Below are 4,370 nucleotides of genomic sequence, written 5' to 3'. Positions count from 1 at the left end.
GCGACATGATGGAGAGGCAGGGCTACAGGACAGAGGGTGCCAGGAGCCTCAAAAGGCTCTCAGAAATAATCGGTTCTGATCTGATCAGGTTCTACGTGCACTCCTACCAATCCTACCTCTTCAACGTCCTCCTCTCCAGGAGACTGATCCACGGACTCTCCGCCGAGGAGGGGGACTTCATCCTCAAGGAGAGCGGTGAGATATCGATGCACCCGGAGGAAGGGCAGCTCCTCCTCCCCCTCCCCGGGGCCTTCACGAGGGCGAAGGGGGGATGGCTCGGCGAGGAGCTGGGGGCCCTGATGAGGGAGGAGGGAATAAAGGGGGAGATGTTCATATTTAGGGAGCTCCCTGAGATAAGCGCGCTCGGAGACTTCAGGAAGGCCATCTGCGAGGTCAGTAGTCTCAGATTCTTCGAGAGAAATGGAATGGTCACGCTTTCCTTCTTCCTAGAATCCGGATCGTATGCGACATCCTACCTCAGGGAGATCTTGAAGCCTGAGGATCCCGTGGGGCAGGGCTTCATCTGATCAGAACGCTATCGCCAGGACCAGCTGGGTCCCGCGGTTCCTGAGGCGCCTCACCATCTCCCTGGGTAAATCCCGGGAGGAGGCCGTCGCCCTTATCGCGAGCGTCCTGTCATCTATGTAAGTGGACTTCCTCAACACGGAATCCCTGGCATTGCTCAGCTTGAGGTCCCTGCTTCCCTGAGCTTTCAGCCTGAACTCCATGTCCCCAACCAGGAGCACAACGCATATCTCACCTCCCTCCATGAGGTGTTTCCTGACGGCCTCTCCGAGATCCCTGACGGACTTGTTGGCCCTAACCCCTATCACGCAATCGGCCCTGGGACCTATCTCCTCCTCCTTGGTGACCTCCATCGTGGTCCTGTGAGTGGCCCTTATGTTGGGATGACCGTAAGCTAATATCTCCTCGATCACGGTATCACCCGATGGATCCGCACCGCAGGCTGGTCGAGCGCTTGGTCGGGATGGGGGTTATAAAGACGGAGAAGGTCAGGAGATCGGCGGAGAGAGTGAGGAGGGAGATGTTCGTGCCGGAGAGGTACAGGAGGATGGCCTACGAGGACATCCCCCTCCCAATAGGTGACGATCAGACGATAAGCGCCCCCCACATGGTCTTCATGATGAACGAGCTCCTGGATCTGGAGGTGGGGCAGCTCGTGCTGGAGGTCGGCTCCGGCAGCGGATATCACGCGGCGACCATAGCAGAGATAGTCGCCCCCAGCGATGCCCCCGTCTCGAGGTGGGGGGCCGTTCTGACGGTGGAGATAAACCCCAGGCTGGCCACCCTGGCGTACAACAACCTCAAGGCTGCCGGTTACTCCTCCAGGGTTCACGTCATAAACTTTGATGGGAGCTCGGGTCTCCCCCTGAGGGAGAAGGTTGATAGGATAGTCGTGACGGCCGCGGCCCCGGGCGTACCACCACCCCTGCTGGAACTGCTCAAGGAAGGGGGGAAGATGGTCATCCCGGTGGGCAGCCCCGGCCTCTGGGGGCAGGACCTGCTCGTCATCGAGAAGTCAGGAGGAAGGATTTTCAAGAGGAAGGTGACTGAGGTGGCGTTCGTTCCCCTGAGGGGGAAGTACGGATGGAGCTAATCTACAGGGGGGCAGAGGCCGAGCTCTACAGGACGGAGTTCATGGGGATACCCGTGGTGATAAAGAGGAGGATCAGCAAGGGCTACAGGGCGAAGGAGCTCGACAGGCTCCTCAGGATAACTAGGACGAGGAAGGAGGCGAGACTCATGAGGAGGGCCAGATTGGGGGGAGTCCCGGTCCCGGCTGTGATAGACGTCTGGGGGGACTCGATAATGATGGAGTACGTTCCAGGAGTAAGGATGGCCGACTCTATAGATGATGATAGCATGCTGGCCTTCGGACTGGCCTCATGCAGGCTCCACAGATCCAACATAGCTCACAACGATCTCACACCCTACAACGCTCTCATCACGGCCGGAGGGATATGTCTGCTTGACTTCGGGCTGGCCGAGTACACTCACGATGTGGAGAGCTACGCCGTTGACCTTTACGTCCTGAAGAGGTCCCTGAAATCGATAACGGAGGAATGGGAGGGTCTCTGGGAGTCCTTCCTGAGGGGATACTCGACCTGCGATATGGCGGAACGCGTAATAAGGAGGCTTGAGCAGGTGGAGGCCAGGGGTAGGTACAAGTGATCGAACTTCACTTCGTCTCATCAAACTCGCATAAGTACGAGGAGTTCAGGAGGATGCTCTCGGACCTTCTGGTCCTGAGGTTCGTCAAGGTTGATTACCTTGAGCCTCAGGGGGAGGACCTGGAGGGGATAGTGGTGACCTCCGCCAAGTGGCTCTCCCCCTACCTGAGGAGGCCGTTCTTCATGGAGGACTCGGGTCTCTTCATAGACGCCCTTGGAGGATTTCCGGGTCCCTTCTCATCATACGTCTTCAGGAAGATCGGGAATCAGGGGATACTGAGGCTGATGGAGGGTGTCAAGGAGAGGGGCGCCTCCTTCATCTCCTTGATAGCTCTGAACATCCACGGAAGGATCGAGGTGTTCGAGGGAAGGGTCAGGGGAAGCATAGCGGAGGAGGCGAGGGGAGGCGGCTGGGGATTCGACCCCATATTCATCCCTGAGGGATCAGGGGGCCTGACCTACGGTGAGTTGGGGGAGAGGAAGGACCTCTTCTCTCACAGGGGTGCCTCCTGCAGGAGGCTGAGGGAGTTCCTGGAGAGGAACCTCCAGCTCCTCGGGCCCGCAATCGGCCCGAGCCACCCGGGTGAGGGGGCCCGGGGCCCTCATCGATAGGATTAAAAATGAGGCACGCTCCTGCAGCGAGGTGCGTAAACATGGCTAGGATGCACAGCAGGAAGAGGGGTAAATCTGAATCGAAGAGACCACCCAAATCAGTTCCTCTGGACTGGGTCCCGATGAGTAAGGAGGAGATAGAGGAACTTGTCGCCAAGCTGGGGAGGAGAGGGATTCCCCCGAGCCAGATAGGGATGATACTCAGGGACGAGTACGGCGTCCCCCTCGTCAAGAGGGTAGTGGGAAAGAAGGTGACAGAGATACTAGAGGAGGCTGGCGCCGCCCCTAGGATCCCTGAGGACCTCATGGCGCTCATAAACAAGGCCTACAGGATAAGGAAGCACCTGGAGGAGCACAAAAAGGATCTACATGCAAAGAGGGGGCTGATACTCACTGAATCTAAGATAAACAGGCTAGCGAAGTACTACAAGAGGGTGGGTAAGCTTCCGCCGGATTGGAGCTACAGCCCGGAGCTAGCGGAGCTCTATGCCGTCTGAAATGGAAGATCCAAATACCCTTTTCCTTTCTAGGGTCAGAAATTTTACCAAAGAACTCTACTCAGCTTTAAGAGATTCCCATGTGAGGGTGATCTCACACCTGGATGCCGATGGCCTGAGCTCCGCGGGCATAATGATATCCGCCCTCAGGAGGCTGAGGGTCCCCTTCCACCTGAGCGTGGTGAAGTACTTGAGCGAATCCCTCATTGAGGAATTGAAGAACGGAAGCTATGGAACCTACCTCTTCCTGGACCTGGGATCTGGGGAACTCGAGCTCCTGAGCTCTCTTAATGGTAGGATCTTCGTGATAGATCACCACAGACCGTCATCCGATACCAAGGGGGTCATCCTTCTGAACCCCTTCTTGGACGGCATAAACGGGGACGAGGAGGTAAGCTCCTCAGGCATATGCTTCCTTGTGCACAGGGAGCTATTCAGGGAGGAATCGATGGCCCCCCTGGCCCTAGTCGGCGCGATAGGGGATGCTCAGGAGAACGGCGGCTTCAGGGGGTTGAACGGCCTGATACTGAGGTGGGCCGTGGAGAGGGGGCTGATCGAGGTGAAGAGGGATATAAGGCTCTTCGGGGGGCCGGATTACCCACTGGTCGCCTCCCTTGAGAGGACCGTGGATCCCTTCATAAGGGGCGTCTCGAACGACTCCGCCGGGGCCCTCAGCCTCGTTGAGTCCGTGGGTATACCCATGAAGGTAGGGGATAGGTGGATCACGCTATCCGATCTGACGGAGGAGCAGAAGAGGGAGCTCATGAACGAGCTAGTTAAGAGGGTGGAGAGCTTGGATAAAGCGAAGTCCCTGGTTGGCAACATATACGTGAACCTGTCCGAGCCCAAGGGCTCCCCCCTCAGGGATCTCTCCAGCCTCTCGACCCTGCTTAACGCCTGCGGGAGGATGGGGAAGGGGTACTTGGGAGCCCTCATGGCGGCCGGCATCAGGGGGGAGCTGCTCAACAGGGTGGTGGGGGTTCAGCAGGAGTACAGGAGCTACCTATCTAGGCTGCTCAATGAGATAAAGCCTAGGGTAGTTGGGAAGGTGGCCTTCATAGACGAGGGT

The 4,370-nt window shown here is 57.8% G+C and carries 7 protein-coding genes; 6 read left to right on the top strand and 1 reads right to left on the bottom strand.

Annotated elements, in window-relative coordinates; translation table 11 throughout:
- Positions 1-5 precede the first annotated feature (5 nt).
- Positions 6-527, top strand: a complete 522-nt coding sequence (locus tag BA066_06935; protein ID RDD52964.1) for a tRNA pseudouridine(13) synthase TruD — start codon at positions 6-8, stop codon at positions 525-527.
- Here BA066_06935 and BA066_06930 read toward each other — a convergent pair whose 3' ends face one another.
- A complete protein-coding gene (locus BA066_06930) occupies positions 528-938 on the bottom strand; it encodes a DUF371 domain-containing protein (GenBank protein ID RDD52963.1) in 411 nt (136 codons plus the stop codon).
- Positions 939-949: 11 nt separating this feature from the next.
- On the opposite strand from BA066_06930, the gene BA066_06925 reads away from it, so the two are divergent.
- From BA066_06925 to BA066_06905, 5 genes are all read left to right on the top strand, one after another.
- Positions 950-1,618: a protein-L-isoaspartate(D-aspartate) O-methyltransferase gene (locus tag BA066_06925; GenBank protein ID RDD52962.1), complete on the top strand. Its 669-nt coding sequence runs from the start codon at positions 950-952 to the stop codon at positions 1,616-1,618.
- Positions 1,609-2,193 (top strand): Kae1-associated kinase Bud32, encoded by a 585-nt coding sequence (locus tag BA066_06920; protein RDD52961.1) that lies wholly within the window; start codon positions 1,609-1,611, stop codon positions 2,191-2,193. Before BA066_06925 ends, BA066_06920 begins: the two co-directional genes overlap by 10 nt.
- On the top strand, positions 2,193-2,804 hold the full coding sequence (locus BA066_06915) for a non-canonical purine NTP pyrophosphatase (protein ID RDD52965.1): 612 nt from the start codon (positions 2,193-2,195) through the stop codon (positions 2,802-2,804). Before BA066_06920 ends, BA066_06915 begins: the two co-directional genes overlap by 1 nt.
- Before the next feature lie 41 nt (positions 2,805-2,845).
- Positions 2,846-3,301, top strand: coding sequence for a 30S ribosomal protein S15 (locus tag BA066_06910; GenBank protein RDD52960.1), 456 nt, complete (start codon positions 2,846-2,848; stop codon positions 3,299-3,301).
- A gap of 82 nt (positions 3,302-3,383) precedes the next feature.
- Positions 3,384-4,370, top strand: a 987-nt coding sequence (locus BA066_06905) for a hypothetical protein (GenBank protein RDD52959.1), incomplete at its 3' end; no start/stop codon positions are given.

Source organism: Candidatus Korarchaeota archaeon NZ13-K (assembly GCA_003344655.1).
In the GTDB taxonomy this organism is placed as follows: domain Archaea; phylum Korarchaeota; class Korarchaeia; order Korarchaeales; family Korarchaeaceae; genus Korarchaeum.
The sequence above is the reverse complement of the archived record's forward strand: the minus strand, read 5'-3'. Positions and strand labels throughout refer to the sequence as shown.